The organism is Streptomyces odontomachi (genome assembly GCF_024435355.1).
GTDB lineage: Bacteria > Actinomycetota > Actinomycetes > Streptomycetales > Streptomycetaceae > Streptomyces > Streptomyces odontomachi.
Genome location: NZ_JAMJWG010000002.1, coordinates 460,117 through 480,845, shown reverse-complemented (window position 1 = coordinate 480,845; position 20,729 = coordinate 460,117). Strand labels below are relative to the sequence as shown.

The 20,729-nt window shown below is 71.0% G+C and carries 15 protein-coding genes and 1 pseudogene; 8 read left to right on the top strand and 8 right to left on the bottom strand.

Annotated features, from left to right (window positions below; translation table 11 throughout):
• Window positions 1-4: 4 nt before the first annotated feature.
• Complete coding sequence (locus NQO67_RS06695) at window positions 5-976, bottom strand: dihydrodipicolinate synthase family protein (protein ID WP_255947949.1); 972 nt, start codon at window positions 974-976, stop codon at window positions 5-7.
• A gap of 91 nt (window positions 977-1,067) precedes the next feature.
• On the opposite strand from NQO67_RS06695, the gene NQO67_RS06690 reads away from it, so the two are divergent.
• From NQO67_RS06690 to NQO67_RS06675, 4 genes are all read left to right on the top strand, one after another.
• Window positions 1,068-2,051 (top strand): LLM class flavin-dependent oxidoreductase, encoded by a 984-nt coding sequence (locus NQO67_RS06690; protein WP_255947948.1) that lies wholly within the window; start codon window positions 1,068-1,070, stop codon window positions 2,049-2,051.
• 101 nt (window positions 2,052-2,152) lie between these two features.
• Window positions 2,153-3,115: a hypothetical protein gene (locus tag NQO67_RS06685; RefSeq protein WP_255947946.1), complete on the top strand. Its 963-nt coding sequence runs from the start codon at window positions 2,153-2,155 to the stop codon at window positions 3,113-3,115.
• 14 nt (window positions 3,116-3,129) lie between these two features.
• On the top strand, window positions 3,130-4,134 hold the full coding sequence (locus tag NQO67_RS06680) for a hypothetical protein (protein ID WP_255947944.1): 1,005 nt from the start codon (window positions 3,130-3,132) through the stop codon (window positions 4,132-4,134).
• A gap of 13 nt (window positions 4,135-4,147) precedes the next feature.
• A complete protein-coding gene (locus NQO67_RS06675) occupies window positions 4,148-6,202 on the top strand; it encodes a PQQ-binding-like beta-propeller repeat protein (RefSeq protein ID WP_255947942.1) in 2,055 nt (684 codons plus the stop codon).
• 42 nt (window positions 6,203-6,244) lie between these two features.
• Here NQO67_RS06675 and NQO67_RS06670 read toward each other — a convergent pair whose 3' ends face one another.
• The 6 genes and pseudogenes from NQO67_RS06670 to NQO67_RS06645 form a co-directional block, all read right to left on the bottom strand.
• Complete coding sequence (locus NQO67_RS06670; protein ID WP_255947940.1) at window positions 6,245-7,219, bottom strand: N-acetylglucosamine kinase; 975 nt, start codon at window positions 7,217-7,219, stop codon at window positions 6,245-6,247.
• Window positions 7,220-7,226: 7 nt separating this feature from the next.
• Complete coding sequence (locus NQO67_RS06665) at window positions 7,227-8,024, bottom strand: sugar isomerase domain-containing protein (RefSeq protein ID WP_255947938.1); 798 nt, start codon at window positions 8,022-8,024, stop codon at window positions 7,227-7,229.
• A gap of 147 nt (window positions 8,025-8,171) precedes the next feature.
• Window positions 8,172-9,407, bottom strand: a complete 1,236-nt coding sequence (locus tag NQO67_RS06660) for an MFS transporter (RefSeq protein ID WP_255947936.1) — start codon at window positions 9,405-9,407, stop codon at window positions 8,172-8,174.
• A 157-nt stretch (window positions 9,408-9,564) separates the two neighbouring features.
• On the bottom strand, window positions 9,565-10,845 hold the full coding sequence (locus NQO67_RS06655; RefSeq protein ID WP_255948462.1) for a M16 family metallopeptidase: 1,281 nt from the start codon (window positions 10,843-10,845) through the stop codon (window positions 9,565-9,567).
• Window positions 10,846-10,995: 150 nt separating this feature from the next.
• Window positions 10,996-11,724 (bottom strand): annotated as a pseudogene (locus NQO67_RS06650) (caspase family protein); the annotation flags it as partial.
• Window positions 11,717-12,061: an effector-associated constant component EACC1 gene (locus tag NQO67_RS06645; protein ID WP_255947934.1), complete on the bottom strand. Its 345-nt coding sequence runs from the start codon at window positions 12,059-12,061 to the stop codon at window positions 11,717-11,719. The pseudogene NQO67_RS06650 and the gene NQO67_RS06645, both read right to left, overlap by 8 nt.
• Window positions 12,062-12,696: 635 nt before the next feature.
• On the opposite strand from NQO67_RS06645, the gene NQO67_RS06640 reads away from it, so the two are divergent.
• Together NQO67_RS06640 and NQO67_RS06635 are read left to right on the top strand one after the other, a co-directional pair.
• Window positions 12,697-13,788, top strand: a complete 1,092-nt coding sequence (locus NQO67_RS06640; RefSeq protein ID WP_255947932.1) for a rhamnogalacturonan acetylesterase — start codon at window positions 12,697-12,699, stop codon at window positions 13,786-13,788.
• Between the two features lie 228 nt (window positions 13,789-14,016).
• Window positions 14,017-16,311: a glycoside hydrolase family 2 TIM barrel-domain containing protein gene (locus tag NQO67_RS06635; protein ID WP_255947930.1), complete on the top strand. Its 2,295-nt coding sequence runs from the start codon at window positions 14,017-14,019 to the stop codon at window positions 16,309-16,311.
• 89 nt (window positions 16,312-16,400) lie between these two features.
• Here NQO67_RS06635 and NQO67_RS06630 read toward each other — a convergent pair whose 3' ends face one another.
• Window positions 16,401-17,642: an ROK family transcriptional regulator gene (locus NQO67_RS06630; RefSeq protein ID WP_255947928.1), complete on the bottom strand. Its 1,242-nt coding sequence runs from the start codon at window positions 17,640-17,642 to the stop codon at window positions 16,401-16,403.
• 217 nt (window positions 17,643-17,859) lie between these two features.
• Between NQO67_RS06630 and mmsA the strand changes: the two genes are divergently transcribed.
• Both mmsA and mmsB read left to right on the top strand, forming a co-directional pair.
• Window positions 17,860-19,407: a multiple monosaccharide ABC transporter ATP-binding protein gene (gene mmsA, locus NQO67_RS06625; RefSeq protein ID WP_255947926.1), complete on the top strand. Its 1,548-nt coding sequence runs from the start codon at window positions 17,860-17,862 to the stop codon at window positions 19,405-19,407.
• Window positions 19,404-20,702, top strand: a complete 1,299-nt coding sequence (gene mmsB / locus NQO67_RS06620) for a multiple monosaccharide ABC transporter permease (protein WP_255947924.1) — start codon at window positions 19,404-19,406, stop codon at window positions 20,700-20,702. The genes mmsA and mmsB overlap by 4 nt, the downstream gene beginning before the upstream one ends.
• Window positions 20,703-20,729: the final 27 nt, after the last annotated feature.

The following is a 20,729-nucleotide window of genomic DNA, read 5'->3' as shown; positions in this document are numbered from 1 at the left end:
GGCCTCAGGCATTCCCCCGCTTCGCCAGCTCCTCCAGGACGTCCACCACGCGCTGTTGCTCGCCGTCCGCCGGGCGCGGCCCGTACGGGTCGTGTGCCGCCGTGGCCGGGATCAGGCCCTCCCACGCCGCCGCCCACAGCATGCGCTGCACATAGCCCTCGATGGGGGCGTGGAACGTCGCCTCGGCGAAACGGTCCAGGCGGTTCGAGGCCCGTAGGAACGCGGCGGGGTCGTCGTCCCGTTTCGTCCAGGCGTCCAGTACCGCCGTCGTGAGCTCGACCCGGGCCGCCGCGATGCCGACCAGCGCCGTGTCGGCGCCCCACATCAGCGAGGGGCCGAACATCCGGTCCTCGCCGGTCACCACGAGGCGCCCGCTGGGCTCGGCCGCACGGATGGCGTCCTGGCAGGCCATGGCCCGGTCCAGGGTGGCGAGTTTGACGCCGAGCGCGTTCGGGAGGGCGAGCAGGTCGCGGATCAGGGCGGGCGGGTAGGCGTAGCCGCCCGCCTCGCCGTGGAGGTAGAAGCCCAGCACGGGCAGGCCGCTCTCGGCGGAGACCCGCTCGTGCAGCGCGATCGCGCGCTCGTGGCCGTCCGGCAGGCCGGCGTACGAGGCGAGCGGGTAGACCATCACGGCGTCCGCTCCCAGGCCGGCCGCGGCCACCGCCATCCGCACCGTGGCCTCGACCGCCCGCTCGGGCGAGTCCGGCCGCTCGGCCCGTGGCACCCCGACCCCGGCGATGACCGGCTTGGCGGTCGCCGCCCGCCAGGCCCGCAGCACCGCTGCCCGATCGCGCTCGCCCAGGTACAGGCCGCGGCCCGTGTGCGCCCACACCGCCACGCCGCCGACGGGCCGGGCCGCGATGCGGGCGGCGTAGCCGTCCAGGGCATCGAAGTCGACCGCGCCGTCGTCCCGCATGGGCGTCAGCACCGCGGGCAGCGTGGTACCGCGCAACCGCCTGATCAGTTCCTCCGCCATGGACCATCCCTTGCACATCGACACACTTTCCTCAACCTCACCCGCACGCTAGCCTTTTCGGTCCAGACCGTAAAGAGAAGGGCTTCCTGCGATGCGACTCGGCCTGTACGTCAACCTCTACGCGGACCAGGCCGATCGGCCGGGCCTTGCCGACGCCGTCGAGCAGGCCAGGCTGGCGGAGGAGGCGGGCTTCGACTGGGTGGTGCTCGGCGAGCGCCACCTGCACCGCCCCGGTTACCACGAAGCGTTGACGTCCCTGACCTGGCTGGCCGCGCACACCGACCGCATCGGCCTGGCGACGGCAGGCCTGATCGCCCCTGTCTACCACCCGGTCTGGCTCGCGGAGACCCTCGCCCATGTCGACGTGCTGTCAGGCGGCCGGCTCACGGCCGGTTTCGTACTCGGCTACCGCCCGGAGGAGTTCGCGCTGTACGGCACCGAGCCACGCGAGCGCGTCGCCCGCTTCACCGAGTGCCTCGACCTCGTCAAGCGCCTGTGGACCCAGGAGTCGGTCAGCCACGACGGCCGTTTCACGAAGCTGGCAGACGCCTTCCTCTCGCCCCGTCCCGTCCAGCGCCCGCGCCCGCGGATCTGGAACGGCGGCCGGGTGTCCGCCGCCCTCGCGCGCACCGCGCGGATGTGCGACGGCTGGACGACGTCCTTCAACGAACTCGACGCCGAACTCCCGGCGAAGATCGCCGAGTACCGCGGCTACGAGCGGGGCGCGGACACGCTGGGCGCCGACGTGATCGTCTGCCGTGAGGGCTACTGCGCCCCCACGACCCAGGCGGCCCGCAAGTCCCTGGAGGAGCCCCTGCGCGGCCTCTACGACGCGTACGGTGACTGGAAGCGCACGTCCGCGGACGCCGCCCGCTACGCTCAGCAATGGGGCGACATCGCGGCCCGCAGCGTGATCGGATCACCCGAGCAGTGTGCCGCGCGCCTCGACACGTACGCGCAGCTGGGCGCGGACGGAGTCATCCTGCGTATCCAGCCCCCCGGCATGCCGCAGTCGGCCGCCCTGCGCGCCATCGAGGCCTTCGGTGCGGACGTACTGCCGCGCCTCGCCTCCTGAAGTCCGGCTTGCGGCGGCCCCCTTGACGCCGATCCGGGGCATCTCTATGTTCATGTCAATTCCGGTCCTGACCGTAATCATGTCACGCGAGGAGCGACCACATGAGGATGGCTTTCATCAGGGGCTTGGCGGTCGGGATGCTCGCGCTCGCCGCCTCGACGGTGCTCGGCACCGGTGAGGCCTCAGCCGCGGCCGGCGTACGGATCTCGGCCCCCGGCGCCTACTCCAGCGACCCGTCCAGCACACCGTCCGGGGCCAAGACCACGCGCAGCCTGGGCGCTCTCGTCGTGGTACCGGCCGGGTCGACGCGGTATCTCAGCAGCAAGCTGGAGGTCGACGACGCGGCGCAGGTCACCGAGGTCTCCCACATGATCTACTGCAAGAGGCCCGGCGAGTCCGCCGTCTTCGCGCAGCTGGTCAGCGGCCAGAACGTACTGGCGAACCGGGCGGCCACCCTGCTCACCCGGGGCTTCGTCACCGCGCCCGCGGACACGGCGCTCGACTGTGCCGTCTACGCCCAGTTCGTCAATCACGCCGCCGACGCCCGCGGGTCCATCACGGTGCTCGCCGCCTCCTACCTCCAGGACGTCTTCGACGACATCGCGGCGGTCCAGCAGAGCTTCAGCCCGAGCATGCTGGTCAACACCGAGGTACGCGCGAACCCCGTCACCTTCGATGCGCCCGCGTCGGCAACCGCCGTGCAGGCCATCGGCGACGTCAGCATCACGGTCTGCTACGGCAGCGACGGGGGACTGTGCCAGCGCTCCTCCGGCGCACGGATGGACGGCACGAGCTCGTTCGTCGGTACCCAGCTGGTGGTCAACCAGCTCGACGCCGACGGCTCGGTCTGCCGCACCACGACGAACGGACCGCTGACCGGGGTCACCGTCACCACCACGGTGCACCACTACCGCATCAACACCTGGCTGACCGACGTCCCGGTCGACACGGCGTGCAGCTCCCGCACCTTCGTCTCGTACACCCGGACGACCGCCAACGCGAACTACAACTCTTTCAAGATCGAAGCCAACAACCAGAGCGTAGGAGCGGTGTTCGCTCCGTGACGATCGGAGGAATCATGAAAGAGCGTGCCCGGTGGAGACGGCTCGTCGCCTCCACCACCGTCGCCCTGACCGCACTCGTGGGCGTCCTCGCCGGCGCCGGGTCGGTCGCCGCGGCCACCTCGCAGGACTTCGGCCCCACCGTCATCACGGGTATCCCCGCGGCGCCACCGGTGGGTACCCCGGCGACCCAGAAGGTCGTGCCGCTGGCCACCGTCACCACGTCGCTCACCGCCGGTCAGACGGCCTACGTCTACTCGCAGTTGCGAGCCTACGCCGCCGACCAGGTGAACCTCGTCGACAACGAGGTCCGCTGCTCCGGCGCGGGCTCGTCCAACGTGGTCATGGGTGAGAACGTGCTGCCCTCGACGGGGGACCCGGCCCACCAGGACATCACCGTCGTCACCCGCTTCCTCGTCTCCGCGACCACCAGCGGAACGTTGAGCTGCACGCTCTACCTGCGCACCGCGTCGACCTCCAGCTCCGTGGCCAAGGAGACCGTGTCGGGAACCCTGCGGTTCGCGTCGACCTCGGTCGGCGAGGACTCCGCCGGGCTGGCCATGCAGAAGTCGCTGCCCGCGGGCAACATCCCGGTCACCACTTCCGTCACCACGCCGGTCCTCGACCAGACGCTGCCGGCGGGATACTCCCAGCTCGCGGTCATCGCCGACGTGGAGTACCACCGGTGCGGGGTGGACTCCTGCCCGAACAACTTCTCCACGGCCAAGTTCACCCTCACCGCGACGACATCGGGTGGGACGGGATGCGCGAGCGCGCCCGCCGCGACCACGCAGGAGAGCGTGCCCCGCGGTGTCAACCACGCGGCCATCCCGCTCTACACCATCGTGACGCTGGCTCCGGGCTGCGACCAGGTCCACGCCCAGGTGACCACCACCCACGTCGGCGGTGACACCGGGTCGGTGGGCGGTGCGGCGCCCGGCCTCACGGACTCCACCGGCCAGTCGGGCGACACGCCCAACCACACCTCGGCGATGACGCACCTGTTCATCGTCCCCAGCTGAGAGAGGAAGCCCCGTGCGGCGACCCGTAACGCTGTTCATGGCAGTGGCATCGGCCCTGACGGCCCTGCTCGTCGCCGCCTCGCCCGCCCCTGCCGCCGCGGCGGGGGCGGGCAACCACCCCTCCGCCCCCGTGGGCCCACGGTCGTTGGGGGTGCCGTTGACGGACACCCTCCTGATAGGCGGCACCGTGGGCGAACTGTCCGACGGCCGCCGGGTGATCTGGTCGGCCTCGTCGGGCACGCCCGCGTCCCTCAACGCCGTGGACCCGACCTCCGGGGCGCCGCTGCTGAGCGTGCCCCTGCCCGGTGCGTCCGGTGCGTACGGCGTGGAGCAGGCGGCGGACGGCACGGTGTACGTCGGCACCTACGGCGACGGCCGGCTGTTCCGGCTGGCGCCCGGCGCGACCAAGGCCGAGGACCTCGGGGTCCCGGTGGCGGGCGAGACCTACGTCTGGAACATCGTCGTCGCACCGGACGGCACCGTCTACGGCGGCACCTCGCCCGGCGGCAAGGTGTTCGGCTGGAACCCGCAGACCCGGGCCTTCCATGACTTCGGCGTCATGGCCCAGGGCGAGACCTACGTCAAGAGCATCGCCTACGCCAGCGGCAAGGTCTACGCGGGCGCGTACGCGTCCTGGCACATCACCGAGCTGGACCCGGCCACGGGGGAGAAGCGCCAGGTGCCCCTGCCGCCCGGGTTGACCGACCCGGCTGGCAAGGTCGTCAACGATCTCCGCGCCTACGGCCACTACCTCTATGCACGGGAAGGGACGTTCCCCGGTCCGCTCCGGGTCTACGACCTGTCGTCCGGGACCTGGACCGACACCGTGGAGGGCGCCGCCGGCCTGGACATCTCCCCGCCCGGTCCGGACGGCCGGGTCTGGTTCTTCCGGCAGTTCGAGGCGGGCTCGGCGGAACTCGTCGGCTACGACCCCGACACCCACGCCCAGCAGCGCACCAACCTCACGATCTACGGCCGGATCGTCAATACCCGCGGTATCGGCTGGGCACCGGTGGACGCCGACGGCTACTCGGGCGACAGCATCGTCGGGCTGCTCTGGCGCGGTCTGATGTTCCGCTACAACCCGACGACGGGTCAGTCCGCCACGGTGCGCACCGGCGTTCCCGGGCAGCCCACCCAGATCCTCGCGCTCGCCTCGGGACCGCACGGCACGGTCTACGCGGGCGGGTTCCTCCAAGGCGGACTCGCCACCGTGGCCACCGAGGACGGCACCGCGGACTACCAACGCTTCAGCCAGATCGAGTCGCTCCTGCCGACCCGGCAGGGCCTGCTCATCGGCGCCTACCCGGATGCCCGGGTCTACCGCTACGACCCGGCCCGGCCGTGGTACAGCTCGGAGTACTCCGACGAGGCGCCGAGCGGCACCGAGAACCCCGTGAAGTTGCTGGACCTCCACTCCCACGTCCAGAGCCGTTTGCAGGGACTCGCGACGACCGCGGGCCGGGTCGTCACCGGTTCGACCCCCTCCGGGGACACCCTGGGGGGATCCCTGTCGGTGCTGGACGCCGGGACGGGGACCGTGGAGAAGGTCATCGACGACTTCGTCACCGACGAGGGGATCACCGCCCTGACCGGTGGCGACGGCGTCGTCTACGGCACCACCACCGTCGCCGGCGGACTGTCCACCACCCCGACCACCCAGGACCGGGCCACGGTCTTCGCCTACGACGTCGCCACCGGGAAGAAGCTGTGGGAGGTCAACCCCTCGGCGACCGCCAAGTCGATCAACGCGATCACCCGGGACGCGCGGGGCCGGCTCTGGACCGTGGTCGACGGCGACGTACTCCAGCTGGATCCGCGTACCGGTCACACGCTGCGCGCCCTCGACACCACCGCGGGCGACGGTCCCGCGGCGGGCCAGCTCGCCCTCGACGACAAGGGCACCACGCTCTACGCCCTCGTCGGCGGATCGCACGTGATCAGGGTGGACACCGACCGAAAGACGTGGCACCCGCTGCTGGACCAGCCCGCGCTGCGGATGGTCTACAACGCCGGCGACCTGATCTTTGCGCAGGATGCCGAGCTGGTCGCCTGGCGAGTGGGGTAGCGGCACGGACCGCCGGCCGGGCGGGTTCCGACGTCGCCGCGGTCACCCGGACGGGTGAGCCCGCCCGGCCACCCCGACGAGCGGGGCGAAGGCCTGCCCGGGCCCGTCCGTGGCGAGCAGCAGGGCACCCGCCAGAGCGCCGGAGTGCGCCTCGCCGACCGCGAGGCCACGGTTGGTCGCGTGCCGGGTGAAGGCGGCCCGCAGCACCTCGCTCCGCATGAGCCGTCCGACGGCGCAGCAACGCGGCCGCCCGCCCGCCGAGAGCTCCCGGCGGGCGGCGAGTGCGGCGCTGGTGGCGAGGTCGTGCGCCGCGCGGGCGACGATCGTACCGGCCACCTCGTCACCGTGCTCGGCCGCGCGCAGCACGGCGGTCGCGAAGTCCGAGACGACCTCGGTCGGATGGGCGGCCTCGTGGAGCCGCCGGGCCCCGGCCAGACCGAGTCCGCCGAGGTGCCGCCGCGCCGGCTCCACGAGCGCGGTCGCAGCGCCGCGCCCTTCGACGGCGGAGAAGGCGGCGCGCAGCCCGGCCCGACCGATGTCCGCTCCGCTGCCGTGGTCGCCGAGTACCGGCCCCATCCCGTCCACCCGGACGCAGCCGTGCCCGTCGGACCAGAGCGCGATGGCGCCCGTGCCGGCGGACACCACCACTCCCGGCGTCCCGCCGAAGGCGCCGAGATGGGCGGTGACGGCGTCCTCCGTGACGAGGACACGGCCGGCGCGCAGCCTGCTGCTCAGGACCCGGGCCACCGCGCTGCGCTCGTCCTGGCCGGCCGGCGCCGCGGTGGTGCCGACGCAGACCACGTCGGGTGGCCCCGGAAGGCGCAGGCGCGCGACGGCGTCGGCGACGGCGTCGACCCCGGTCGAGCCCGGCTCGCAGCCGCGGGAGACCGACTGGGCGGCGGCGGCGGCGCGCAGGGCGGCACCGTCGCCGCACACGTTCGCTCCGTCGACCACGCAAGCCGTCGCGCGGGTACCGGACTTGCCCTGGTCGACCGCGACCACGGTCTCCTGGCCCACGGTGCGCTCAGGCCTCGACAGGTCGCAGACGGGCGGCCCAGGCGCGCTCGGCCTCGGCGTTCGGCGTGTCCGCCCCGCTGGTGTTCATGGACCGGTAGACCGGGACGTGGACGCCCCGCCGGTCCAGGTCCTCCATCGCATGGGCGACCAGGAGTTGGGCCACGAGCACGGCACTCAGCGTCGACGTCCCGCAGGCGTGGTCGCCGGTCGGCAGGGGGACGACGGCGTCGCCGAGCGGCGTGAGGGTGTCCACGACGACATCGGCGTGGTCGAAGAGGGTCGTTCCCGCGGCGTCACGGCTCGGCATCGTCCGGCTGTGCTCGACGGAGCCGATGGCGATCACCGGCACCGTGCGCTCCCGCACCAGCCTGGCCATCTCGACGACCGCGGGGTTGATCCCCGAGTTGGACGCGATCACCATGACGTCGCCCGGCCGTACGTCGTGCAGGGCGAGGACGGCCTCGGCGACGCCGGGCTCGCGTTCGAGCTTCGGGTCGCGGATCGACTCCGGGGGCCGGCCACCCCACAGGACGAGGTCCTTGATGGACAACAGGTTCGTCGGGACGAGGCCCCCTGCCCGCGCGACCAGTTCCAGAGCCACGCTGCGCGAGTGTCCCGTCCCGTACGCGTGGAGGATGCCGCCCGAGGACAGGGCCGTCGCGATCGCGGCACCGCCGCGGGCGATGGCGTCCCGTTGCTCCTCGACCACGCGGCCGAGCTGTGCGAGGGCGGTCGTGGCGTAGGTGCTCGCCAGGTCCCCGGTCATGGTCGCGTCCTCCTCGGAAGCGAGGCGGTCTGTACTCAACTCGGCACCTCTCGACCTTAATTACGGCTAGGGCCGTAATGAGACAACACTCCGGGAGAGGGGAAGTCAAGTGCCGAGGGCCCAGGGCGACAACGCGCTGCTCCACGGGCGCACGTCGACGTCGCGGGCGGGGGAGCGGACACCCGCTCACCGCTGCTCTTTCTCCGTCACCGCCTGCTCCTCGCCGGCCATCGCACGTTGTCCGCATGCTGCCGTACGGTCCCACCGGGCCGGGACGAGGGCCGTCACCATCAGGAGTGCGGTCAGGACGAATGCCCAGGGGTAGCCGGTCATGCCGGCCACCGTGCCGAAGCCGACCGCGCCGATGCCCATCCCCGCGTCGTAGGCGACGTTCCACAGGGCGCTCACCGTCCCGTACCCGGCGGCCGGGACCCGGGAGTACATCAGCGTGATGGTGGCGCTCTGGGTGATGCCGAAGCCTGCGCCGAACACCGCCGCACCCACGACGACCGCGACGGGGACGTCCGTGAGGGCGACGGCGAGGATGCCGACGGCCGAGACGACAAGACCCGGCACGAGGAGTCCGGCGGCTCCGCGCCGGTCGGCGCGGCGACCGGCGAACCAGCGGAATCCCGTCGCGGCGGCCGGTTGCACGAAGAGCGCCGCGGCGACCACCCCGGAACGGCCCGGCGGCACGGCCAGGGGCAGGAAGGTGACGACGATCCCGGCGCCCACCGCCGTCACCGCGAACACGGCCGTGGGGCGGCCGAGCGCGCCGGAACGGGCCCCGGCGAAGATCCCCAGGGGCGGCCCCTGCGCCGCTTCCCGACCGGGCAGGCCCGGGACGGCGGCGATGGAGACCAGGGCGATCAGTGCCGCCGTCGAGCAGACGGACCCGTACCCCGCGTGCAAGGCCAGCCAGGCCCCGAGCGGCAGGCCCACCAGCGACGGCACACCCGCCATGACGCCGACCAGGGCCAGTCCCTCCCCGCGGCGTTCGGGCGGGATCAGCGACGCCGTCAGCGCCCCGCCCGCCACCAGGGTGAACGCGAAGCCGAGCCCCCGGACGAGGCACACCGCCACGATGCAGCCCATGCCCTGCGACACGGTCAGGGCCAGCGCCGGGGCACCCAGCAGCAACAACCCCGCCCCCAGCAGCAGGCGATGGCCACAGCGTGCGGCCAGCCAAGGGGCCATCAGCTCACCGACCACCGTGGCCAGCATCAGCGCACCGGTGACCAGGCCCGCCGTGTCGCTGCCCCGGCCCGGCACGTTCTGCGCGTACGAAGGGACGACCGGCAGCAGCAGGTAGAAGCTCGCCGACGAGCCGACGACCGTCACGAAGCGCAACAGCAGCGGGCGGGTCACCAGGCGCGGCCGCACCTCGGCAGCGCGGCGTTGGGGATCGACGGATGAGGCCATGGAGTGCAACCTAGGGGACCGGAGCAGCCGCCCGAAGGCACCGTGTCCGTGTCCGTGACCACCTCCCGCCGACGCCGTGGCCAGCCCGCCTGCCCCTCCCGGGAGGGCGAGGCGGGCATCGGATCACGTACCGTCCGTCGAGAGCAGCGTGGCGCGGTCAGGAGTAGTCCCAGTACGGCTCGTAGGTGAGTACCGCGCGGTTGTTGCGGACCAGGTAGCGTGCGGCGACGGCGCGGACTTCCTCGGGTGTGATGGTGAGGACGTTGCCGAGCGCGCTCCAGACGAGCTGGGGGTCACCGAACAGCAGGGAGAAACGGCACAGTTCGTCGGCCCGGCCGGCGACGGTCGCCAGCCGGTCGAGCCACTCGCGTTCCAACTGGGCCTGGGCGCGCTCCAGTTCCTCGGGGCGGGGCCCTTCGGTGGCGAAGCGGGCCAGTTCGTCGTCCACGGCGGCCTCGAGAGCGCCGGTGGCGGCGTGGCCGGTGGCCTTGACGTCCAGCCAGCCGAGGCAGGGCGCGCCACTCAGCCGCAGGAGCCCGAATCCGGCCGCGCCGGCGATGCGGTCCTGTCGTACGAGGCGGTTGTACAGGCGTGAGGACTCACCGCCGCCGAGAATGGTCAGGGCCAGATCCGCGGCGTCGCACGCACGCTTGCCGTCACGGGGAAGGCGGTAGGCGGCCATGACGGCGCGCGAGGGTACGTCGTCCTCGACGGCCTCGCGCAACTCCCTGCCGATGAGGTCGGGCAGCGTGCCGTCCCGCCGCGGCGGCCTGCGCCCGGGTGACGGGATGGAGCCGAAGTACTTCTCGATCCAGCCGAGGGTCCGCTCGGGGTCGATGTCACCGACCACGCTGAGCACGGCGTTGTCGGGTGTGTAGTACGACCGGAAGTAGGCGCGGACCTGTTCCAGCGTGACGGCGTTGCGGTCGGCGTTCAACCCGATGGGGGTGTGGTGGTAAGGATGCCCCTCCGGGTAGACCATGGCGGTCAGCTTCTCGAAGCTCGTGCCGTACGGGACGTTGTCGTAGCGCTGCCGGCGCTCGTTCATGCAGCTGTCGCGCGCCCACCCCATTTCGGTGTCGCCGATGGCGACCAGCACCGAACCCATGCGGTCGGCCTCCAGCCAGAGCGCGAGCTCCAGTTGGTGGGCGGGCATGGTCTCGAAGAAGTTGGCACGCTCGAAGCTGGTGGTGGCGTTCAGGGTGCCGCCCGCGCCCTGGACGAGTTCGAAGTGCCCGTTCGACCCCACCGAAGCGGAGCCGTAGAACATCAGCTTGCAGAACAGGTGGGTCAGGCCGGTCTGCCCCCGCTCCTCGTACCGCGACCCGACGTCGTACCAGACGTTCACGGCCGCGGCCGGCGTGCTGTGGTCCTCGGAGAGCACCACCCGCAGGCCGTTGGCGAGGTGGTGTTCGGTGATGTTGACGCTGGCGATGATCCGCTCCTGCGCAGCGCGGGCCGCGTTCTGCGCCGCGGTCGCGCTCTTGAGGAGATCCAACTCGCGGCGCAGCCGTGCCAGTTCGTCATCGGCACCCGAGACCGTCCTGGGCGGGGCGGCGTTGTGGGCGAACACGAAGTCGCGGGCCGAGTCGACGCTGCGTCTCTGGGGGACAGGCCGGCCGTCGCGGGCGAGGTCGTCGTGCAGCCTGCTGAACAGCGGGTGGAGCCGCAGGCCGGCCGGCTGGCCGGGGATCCCGGTCTCGACCAGGTCGGCGAGGTACTTGGTGAAGTAGGTCTGCGGCTCGGTGAGTTCCGGGTCGGTCTCGAACCAGGCGGTGGTGTCGGCGCTGCTGGCGGTCATGGTGTAGGCGCCGGTCCGGGCGGCCAGGTCCAGCAGCACCTCGCCGTCCGCTCCGGCGAGGGCGTGTTCCCGGACGGTGGCGATGCCGGAGAAGCAGCAGTCCAGCATGACCACCTTGGTTGCGGCCGCGCAGTGCTGGAGGGCCCGGCGCACGTCGGAGAACTCCAGGCTGGTGGTGGCCCGGCGGTGCCAGGTGTCCCGGGAGCCGACGAGGCCCAGGCACAGCTGGTCCTCGTTGTCGAGTTGACCGTGCCCGACGTAGTAGAAGAGAGCGACGTCCGTGGCGTCCTCGAACAGGTCGAGCAGCCGGTCCGGCAGGTCGCCGGGGCCGCGCTCGTTGGCTATCACGGTCACCCGGTCCTCCGGCCACCCGCACTGCGGGCCGGTGAGCAGCCGGTGCATGCGGTCGAGGCTGTGTCGTGCCGCGGGGACCCGGGTGAGGTGCTCGTAGTCCCAGGTGCCGATCAGTACGGCCCGGGATCGGGAGTGGTCGAACAGCGGTGGCCGGTCACTCATCGATGAGCCGCTCCAGGATCGGCATGACCTCCTCGACGTTGCGGGCGTCGACGGTCAGCTTCTTCCCACGCACCGTCACGGTGACGGACAGATCGCTGCGCCTGGCCCGCAGGAACTGGGGCAGGACCCTGATCGCGGTGACCAGGCCGGTGCTGGTGGCCAGCACGGTCAGCGCGTCGGAGGCGCCCTGCTCTCCGGGCCCGGGAGTGCCGGACACCCGGCGGACGTCCACGCCCGGGATCGCGGCCAGGTCCAGGTACGTCCGCAGGGAGTTCAGCTCGCCGTGCCGCGAAACGGCCAGCTCCACGCTGTCCTGATCCTGATGATCGGCGCCCATGATGCCCCGCCTCCCCCGTACACGAACTGCTTCAGGCTCGGCTTCGGAGTCGATCACTATGCGGAGGGGTTGTCAAATACTTCTGGGCTTCTGCGAGTTGCTTCCATCAGTGCGTGCTACGTGCGGAAGCAGGACCCCGCCGTCGGGTGAACCGCCGGCACCCGCAACGCCGTGGCGCAGCCGCTCCAGTCGAGTCCCGCGGGCGGGCTTCTCGGAACCGGGAACCACGCACTCCGCGCAATTCAACATGATCGAACAACAGGATCAGACAAAAAGCTTGACGTGCCGTCATCTGCCTCCCTACGCTCTGCCATCACCCAGCCTTGCCGGGGAGCATGGGAGCGCTCCCGCATACGGGACGCAGCAGTTGGAGACGGCCGGACACCCCCGGAAGAAACGCGTGCGGGTAGACCCAGGACCCGCTGGCCTTCCGCACGGGATACGGCAGCACCGCCATCCGGCCGCGCGCGTTCGTCATCCCGTCCAGCAGTCCGACCGGACGGGCACTGCACCACCCACGAGGTCGCCGCCGACGCCAGGCGGTCGCTGAGCCGCGGCCGCGGTGTGACCGGCGCGAGGGCGACCACGCTCGCACCGACTTCGCACGTCAACCCCACGTCAAGGAGCGACAGGTGATGGTGATGAACGGGCTCGTCAGGGGGCGTGGAGGAGGTGGGTCGCGGTGGGCGGCTGCCGGAGTCCTGGCCCTCGCGGCACTGGTCGGCACCGGTGCGGCGGATGCGGATGCCGCCGGGCCGCGGGCCCTGCCGGCCGGCTGTTCCGGAACCTCGCCGATCACCTGCCACTACGGGGTCGCGCCGGGCGACTACGACGTGAGCGTCTCCCTCGGCAGTGCCACGTCCGCCGGGCAGACCGAGATGTGGGTGGAGTCCCGGCGGCTGATGCTCCCGGCGACGAAGACGGCCGCCGGCACCGTCGCCACGTACTCCTTCACGGTCGACGTGCGGCAGCCGGAGGGGCAGCCGACCGGCGAGGGCGGCACCGGAACCGCCGGCCTGGACATCCGGTTCGCCGGATCCAGCCCGCAGGTCTCGGCCGTCTCGGTGACACCGGCGAGCCATCCGCTGGTCGCCTACCTGGCCGGTGACTCGACCGTGTGCGACCAACCGACGGCCCCCTACACCGGATGGGGCCAGATGATCACGACCGCGGTCGGTCCCGGCGCGGTCATCGCCAACTACGCCGACTCCGGGGAGAGCTCCGGCAGCTTCCTCGCCAACTCGGTGCTCTTTCCGGCGCTGCTGTCGCAGGTCCGGGCCGACGACCTGGTCTTCATCCAGTTCGGCCACAACGACAAGCAGACCAGCGCGTCCGCCTACCGCAGCAACCTCACCTCCATGATCACGCAGGTCCGTGCCAAGGGCGGTGTTCCGGTCCTGGTGACCCCGCCGGTCCGCCGCTTGTTCGACGGCGACACGCTCACGCCCACGGCGCTGCACATCAACGGCCTCGGCGTCGACCTGCCCGCCGAGATGCGCGCCGTGGGGGCGGCGCAGCAGGTGCCGGTGATCGATCTGACCGCGAAGAGCAAGGCACTGGTCGAGTCCCTCGGCCCGGACACCTCCGCCGAGCTCTACCTCCGCTCCTCCGTCGACGGGGTCACGGACAACACCCACTTCTCGCAGTACGGCGCGACCCGGTTCGCCGGCCTTGTGCGGCAGGGCATCGAGGAGCAGCACCTGTCGCTGACCGCCTACCTCCGCTGACCGGCGCGCGTCCCTCGTCCCCCTGGAGCGACCTGATGAAGATCCTTCGGACACTCGTCATCACCGTACTGATCGTTCTCTCGGCGGTGGCCGGCCGGGGAGCCGCCTCGGCGGCCGGCAGCACCGTGACGACCTGATATCTCCAGTAGCACCGCCCGCCCGACCCCACCGAGCCACGCCAGCCACCCGCGGTGCCCCCACCTGCGGCGACGCCAGAGAGGAACGACCGTGTCCGCACCGGCCCCACCACCCCCCTCCGGTTCCCGGCGGATCAGCCGCCGGACCCTGATCAAAGCCACCGCCGTCGCCGCGGCCGCGGTCCCCCCGGTGACCGTGTTCGCCGCCACCGCACCGGCGGCCGCAGCGGGCACGCACACGGTCGCCGCCAACCGGTACCGGTCGGTGACGAACTTCGATCCCGGTTGGCTGTTCCACTACGGCGACGCGAGCGGCGCCGGTGCCGCCTCGTACGACGACGGTGACTGGCGCGGGCTCAGCGTGCCGCACGACTGGAGCATCGAGGGCGGCAGCCCGCCGGCCAACCCGTTCTCCTCGTCGGCGCCGAGCACCGGCCGGGGCGGCTATCTGCCCTCGGGCGTCGGCTGGTACCGGAAGCACTTCTCGCTGGCCGGGGTGGCTGCCACCCGCAAGGCGTACGTGGAGTTCGACGGTGTGATGGCCCATGCCGACGTGTACGTCAACGGCACGCACATCGGCAGCCACCCGAACGGGTACACCAGCTTTCGTTACGACATCACGGCGGCCGTGCAGTTCGGCGGTGCCGACAACGTGATCGCCGTCAGGACCGACACCAGCCAGCAGCCCGCCTCCCGGTACTACACCGGTGCCGGGATCTACCGCGACGTCCGCCTCATCGTGACCGATCCGGTGCACGTCGACCAGTGGGCCACGTACGTCACCACGCCGAACGTCACCGGCTCCGCCGCCACCGTCCACGTGCAGACCACGGTGGTCAACGGCGGCAGCACGCCGGCGAGCGTACGTGTCCAGGGCGTGCTCAGCGACCCGGGCGGCTCCGCGCTCCCCGCGGTCGACACGGCGGCCAGGACCATCGCCCCCGGCGCCTCGGACACCTTCAGCTACGACGTGGCGGTGAGCAACCCGGCGCTGTGGGACCTGGAGAGGCCGAACCTCTACTCGCTGGCGACCCACGTCCTGGTCGACGGCACCACGGTCGACGACGACATCACGCCGGTCGGCATCCGCAGCCTCACGTTCAGTCCATCGTCGGGGATGAGCCTGAACGGAAAGAGCGTGAAGTTCCAGGGTGTCGCGCTGCACCAGGACTACCACGGGCTCGGGATCGCCGCCCCGCGGCGCGCCATGGAGCGACGGCTCGCACAGCTCAAGGCGCTCGGAGTGAACGCCGTCCGGACGGCGCACGACCCGCCGAGCCCGGCCTTCCTGGAGCTCACCGACCGGATGGGCTTCCTGGTCCTGGACGAGTTCTTCGACGTCTGGACGCAGCACAAGTACACCGACGTCGGTGACTACGCGACGGATTTCAGCCGGACCGCGTCCGCGCCCACCGGTGTGCCGGCCGTGCCCGGTGCGACGGGCTCGGTGCCCTGGTACCAGGTCGACGTCACCGGTGTCGTCATGCGCGACCGCAACCACCCCAGCGTGGTGATGTGGAGCACCGGCAACGAGATCCGCGACTCGCTCGCGACACGGACGCCCCTGCTGAGCACGATGGTCTCGATCGCGCACGCCCTGGACCCGGGCCGCCCGGTCACCCAGGCCCTCTTCCGGCCGGCCGACAGCGGCGACATCAGCGGCGCCACCCGGACCATCCTGGACGTCTTCGGCGGCAACTACCGGCCCGACGAGGTGATCCAGGCGATGGGCATGTCGCCCCAGCGGCCCGGCCTGATCACCGAGATCGGCACGGCCACGTCGACATGGCCGACGGTGCAGAACAACCCCGGGCTCACCGGCCTGTTCATCTGGACCGGGGTGGACTACCTCGGCGAGGCCGACGGGCTGTGGCCCACGGTGGGCGGCGGCTCCGGCCTGATGGACGCGGTCGGAACGGTGCGTTCGATCGGGTACGCGTGGCAGAGCACGTGGGGCGCGCCCCCGACCTCGCCGCCGCCGACCGGCACCGCGGCGACCCAGGTGGTGCTCACGCCCGATCAGAGCACGGTGTCGACCGACTCCAACGACATCTCGTTCGTGCAGGCGACGGTCGCCGACTCGGCCGGTCGGGTCGTGACCGGCTCGTCCGCCCCGATCACGTTCAGCATCAGCGGACCGGGCGTGATCGTGGCCGTCGACAGCGGCAGCCAGACCCAGGAGAGCTTCCGCGGCACCGTACGCAAGGCGTACCAGGGAATCGCCTACGCGCTGGTCAGGGCGACCGGAGCAGGCACCGTGACCGTCACCGCGAGCGCCGATGGGCTGAAGCCGGGCACGACCACCCTGACCGGCACCACGGAGCCCCTGCCGGGTACGCGCCACACCACGGTCCCACCGGACCGGCACCGCACCCCCCGGGCTTGACCGGGACTGTCGGAGGTCCCCGGTGTCCCCGGGGGGTGGCAGCACGCCGCGCCGCTCCGCCGGCGCGGCACTGCGCCGTCCGGTGCCGGTCAGTCCGCCAGCAGCGCCGACAGCTGCGGTGAGTACGTGGCGTGCAGGACGAGCGCCGCCGCACCCACCACGGCGGCGTCCGTACCCAAGAGGGAGGCCTCGACCTCGGTGACCCGGATGTTGCGGGACAGCGGACGGGTGGCGAGTGCGGCGGCGACGGCCTCCACGTACCGTGACTCCACGTGATGGATTCCGTGGCCACCGAGCACGATGAGATCCACGTCGATGAAGTTGGCCACGCTGACCGCGACCGAGGCGACGTGCTGCGCAGCCTCGTCGATCACCGCGGCGGCGACGGGATCGCCGTCCGCGGCGGCGCGCTGGACGGCAGCATGGTCGACGGAGGCCGGGTCCTGGCCGAACGCCTGCGACAACACGCTGCCGCCCGACCGTGCGGCGAGCCTGCGGTGCACCTCGGTCACGATCGCCGAGGGATTGATGAGCCGCTCCAGGCAGCCCCGGTTGCCGCAGTAGCATTCGGGCCCGTCGGGCAGCACGGCGGAGTGGCCGAACTCTCCCGCGTTGAACGAACCGCCCCGGTAGACCTGGTGGTTGAGGATGAGACCGCCGCCGATGCCCGTGCCGAAGAAGAAGTACGCGAAGTTCGCCACCCCCTTGCCCGCGCCTGACCAGCGTTCACCGACCGCTGCGGCGGTGGCGTCGTTGTCGAGGGTCACCGGCAGACCGGTGGCGTCGCTCAGCATCCTCCGCACCGGCACCCGGGACCAGTGCGCGAGCTGGGGCGGAGTGACGATCACGCCCTGCTCCAGATCGATGGGGCCCGGCGTGGCCAGGCCCAGGCCGAGAACCTCCTCGTGCGGGACGCCCGCCGAGGCCCGCACCTCGGCGACCAACTCCGTCATGGCCGCGACGACATGGGACGGGTCGGTGCCCGAGGGGGTGGGGCGCTTCCTGACGGCCAGCGGCCGGCCGAGCAGGTCGACCAGTGCGCAGGTGAGTTCGACCGGGTCGAAGTGGAGGCCGATGGCGCGGCCGGCGTCGGGGTTGAGCCGCAGGGTGGTGCGGGGCTTGCCGCCGTGGGAGGCCCGGCTTGCGCCGTCCTCCCACACGATTCCCTCGTCGAGCAGACGGCGCACGATGCCGGAGACGGTCTGCGGAGTGAGGCCCGTGTGCTCGGCGATCTCGACCCGGCTGATGCCGTCGGCGAGCTGGATCTGGTCCATCACGACGGCCCGGTTGTACCGCCCGACCTTGGGGAGATTGGTTCCTGACTGCCGCACGTGCGGGTCCTCTCTGACGTGCCCGGACAAACATATTGGCGCACCCCATTGACTTAAGTAAACAAATGGATTTAGCGTCCAGACCCGCAGATGTGACACGCCGACATGGGGCACCGACCGGTGCCATCGGAGGCAAGTTGATGTTCACGAACTGCCGCACCCCCACAGCATGGGAGCCGGGTGGTCGGCGCCGTCCTCGCAGTTCGGAGACCGGGTCATGACCTCTGCGTCGACCCTGTTGGAGATGCGGTCGATCACCAAGACCTTCCCCGGTGTCACGGCGCTCGCCGACGTCAACCTGGTGGTGCGGGAAGGCGAGATCCACGCGATCTGCGGCGAGAACGGCGCCGGCAAGTCGACCCTGGTGAAGGTGCTGAGCGGTGTTCACCCGTACGGGACGTACACGGGCGACATCATCTACCGGGGCCAACCCGTGCGGTTCCCCGACATCAGGGCCAGCGAGCAGGCCGGAATCGCCATCATCCACCAGGAGTTGGCGCTGGTGCCGGGCATGTCGATCACCGAGAACATGTTCCTCGGCAACGAACCGCGCCGCCGCTTCGGGATCGACTGGAAGGTCGCCCAGCGCCGGGCGCTGGAACTGATGGCGCAGGTGGGCCTCCGGGAGGACCCCGACGCACTGATCAAGGACATCGGCGTCGGCAAGCAGCAACTCGTGGAGATCGCCAAGGCGTTCGCCAAGGACGTCAAGCTGCTCATCCTGGACGAACCGACCGCGGCCCTCAACGAGGACGACTCACGGCACCTGCTGGATCTGCTGCGCGGCTTCCGGGAGCGCGGGATCACCTCGATCATCATCTCGCACAAGCTCAACGAGATCGAGGCGGTCGCCGACACCATCACCATCCTGCGGGACGGCCGCACCATCGAGAGCCTCGACGTCCACGCGGAAGGGGTCAACGAGGACCGCATCGTGCGCGGCATGGTCGGACGCGAGCTCAGCAGCCGCTTCCCCGACCACACGCCGAAGATCGGTGAGGTCTTCTTCGAGGTACGCGACTGGACGGTGCAGCACCCGAGTTCCGAGGAACGTCTGGTGTGCAAGGGCTCGACCTTCAACGTCCGACGCGGCGAGATCGTCGGCTTCGCCGGTCTGATGGGTGCCGGCCGCACCGAACTGGCGATGAGCCTGTTCGGGCGCTCCTACGGCACGTACCTGTCCGGCCGGGTCTTCAAGGACGGCCGCGAGGTCCACTTGAGGAACGTGGCGGACGCCATCCGGCACGGTCTCGCCTACGTCAGTGAGGACCGCAAGACCATCGGCCTCAACCTGCTGGACGACATCAAGGCGTCGATGGTGTCCGCCAAGCTTGCGAAGATCGCCAGGCGAGGGGTGGTCGACGCGGTGCGCGAGCACCATGTCGCCGAGGAGTACCGCAAGAGCCTGAGGATCAAGACCCCCAGCGTCGACGAGGGGGTGGTGAAGCTCTCCGGTGGCAACCAGCAGAAGGTCGTCCTGGCGAAGTGGATGTTCACCGACCCGGACCTGCTGATCCTCGACGAGCCGACCCGCGGGATCGACGTGGGCGCCAAGTTCGAGATCTACGGAATCATCCAGCGGCTGGTCAGCCAGGGAAAGAGCGTCATCGTCATCTCCTCGGAGCTGCCGGAGCTCATCGGCCTGTGCGACCGCATCTACACGGTGTTCGAAGGGGCCATCACCGGTGAGGTCCCCCGCAGCGCGGCCGATCCGGAACTCCTGATGAAGCAGATGACCGCCAAGAAGAAGAGCCCGACCTCATGAGCCGCATCAAAGAGTTGCAGAAGAACCTCTTCGGAGGCGCGACCTCCAACGCCCGCCAGTTCGGCATGATCTTCACCCTGGTGGCGATCGTCCTGCTGTTCCAGATCTGGACCGGCGGCCTGACACTGACCTCCGGCAACCTCATCGCGGTCGTCAGCCAGTACTCGTACATCCTGATCCTCGCCATCGGCATGCTGATGGTGATCGTCGCCGGTCATATCGACCTGTCGGTCGGCTCGGTGGCGGCGGTCACGGGCATCGTCGTCGCCAAGGCGATGCAGGAGTACTCGCTGCCCTGGCCGGTGGGCCTCCTGCTCGGCCTGCTGGTCGGCGCCGTGATCGGCGCGTGGCAGGGGTTCTGGGTCGCGTACGTGGGAGTGCCGGCCTTCATCGTGACCCTGGCCGGCATGATGCTCTTCCGTGGTGGCAACCAGTACATCGGCAACGCGGACACCGTGCCCGTCCCCGAGGGCTTCCGGGACATCGGCGCCGGCTTCCTGCCGGAGGTCGGACCGGACAGCGGATACAACAACCTGACGCTGCTGCTGGGCCTGGTGGCCTGCGCCGGCATGGTGTGGCGCGAGTGGCGGATACGGCAGACCCGGCGCGAGATGCACGCCGACCTGGCGCCGCTGTGGGTCATCGGCATCCGGCTGGCCGTGATGCTGGCCGTCATCGTCTTCGCGACGCTGCGTTTCGCGGGCGGCCGCGTCGGCACCAGCCTGCCGATCTCCGGCATCATCCTGATCGCCCTGGTGCTCGCGTACTCGTACTACACCCGCAACACCATAGGGGGCCGCCGCATCTACGCCGTCGGCGGCAACGCCCGAGCGGCCGAGCTGTCGGGTGTGATGCTCAAGCGGGTCAACTTCTTCGTCATGATGAACATGTCGGTGCTGGCCGCCCTGGCCGGCATGATCTTCGTGGCCCGGTCCGCTGCCTCCGGGCCGCAGGACGGCCTGAGCTGGGAGCTCGACGCCATCGCGGCCGTCTTCATCGGCGGGGCCGCGGTCTCCGGCGGACTCGGCACCATCAGCGGCTCGATCGTCGGCGGCCTCGTCATGGCGCTGCTCAACAACGGTCTTCAGCTTCAGGGCGTGGGCTCGGACATGGTCCAGATCATCAAGGGCCTCGTCCTGCTCCTCGCCGTCGCGTTCGATGTGTACAACAAGCGGCAGGGGCGTTTCTCGGTCATCGCCACGCTGATGCGCCCGTTCCGCCGAGAGGATCCAGCCACGCCGGTCGGCCCCGCGGGCCCGGCCGCCGATTCCGACAAGACCCCGGTCGCGAGCTGACCGACCGGGCCCCACCAGGGCGCTGAA